General features: G+C 46.9%; 1 protein-coding gene. It reads right to left on the bottom strand.

Annotated elements, in window-relative coordinates:
• Window positions 1-3: 3 nt before the first annotated feature.
• Window positions 4-1,107 (bottom strand): elongation factor Tu (gene tuf, locus A587_RS0123705; RefSeq protein ID WP_017219569.1); only part of this gene is annotated, 1,104 nt, incomplete at its 5' end.

The following is a 1,107-nucleotide window of genomic DNA, read 5'->3' on the forward strand; positions in this document are numbered from 1 at the left end:
AGATTACTCTTCGATTGTTGCTACAACACCAGCACCTACTGTACGGCCACCTTCACGGATAGCGAAACGTAGACCTTCGTCCATCGCGATTGGTACGATTAGCTCAACAGTCATCTTGATGTTGTCGCCTGGCATTACCATTTCTACGCCGTCTGGTAGCTGGATGTCACCAGTTACGTCTGTTGTACGGAAGTAGAACTGTGGACGGTAACCTTTGAAGAAAGGAGTGTGACGACCACCTTCATCTTTCGAAAGTACGTATACTTCTGAAGTGAATTTTGTGTGTGGCTTGATTGAACCAGGCTTACATAGTACTTGACCACGCTCTACTTCATCACGCTTAGTACCACGTAGTAGTGCACCGATGTTCTCACCCGCACGACCTTCGTCTAGAAGCTTACGGAACATCTCAACACCCGTACAAGTTGTCTTCGTAGTTTCTTTGATACCTACGATTTCTACTTCGTCGTTCACGTTGATGATACCAGCTTCTACACGGCCTGTTACTACTGTACCACGACCCTGGATTGAGAATACGTCTTCGATAGGCATGATGAATGGCTTATCGATGTCACGCTCTGGCTCTGGGATGTAAGAATCTAGTGCTTCTGCAAGCTCAATGATCTTCGCTTCCCACTGCTCTTCGCCTTCTAGTGCTTTAAGCGCTGAACCTTGGATTAGTGGTAGGTCATCACCTGGGAAGTCGTACTCTGAAAGTAGTTCACGAACTTCCATCTCTACTAGCTCTAGTAGCTCTTCGTCGTCAACCATGTCACATTTGTTCATGAATACGATGATGTAAGGTACACCAACCTGACGAGAAAGTAGGATGTGCTCACGTGTTTGAGGCATAGGACCGTCAGTAGCAGCAACTACTAGGATCGCGCCGTCCATCTGTGCAGCACCAGTGATCATGTTTTTAACATAGTCAGCGTGTCCTGGACAGTCTACGTGTGCATAGTGACGAGTTGGTGTGTCATACTCAACGTGTGAAGTTGAGATTGTGATACCACGCTCACGCTCTTCTGGAGCGTTATCGATTGATGCGAAGTCTTTTGCTGTACCACCGTATACTTTTGCAAGTACGTTAGTGATTGCTGCAGTTAG

Origin of the sequence: Pseudoalteromonas sp. NJ631 (assembly GCF_000276645.1) — a bacterium.
In the GTDB taxonomy this organism is placed as follows: Bacteria; Pseudomonadota; Gammaproteobacteria; order Enterobacterales; family Alteromonadaceae; genus Pseudoalteromonas; species Pseudoalteromonas piscicida.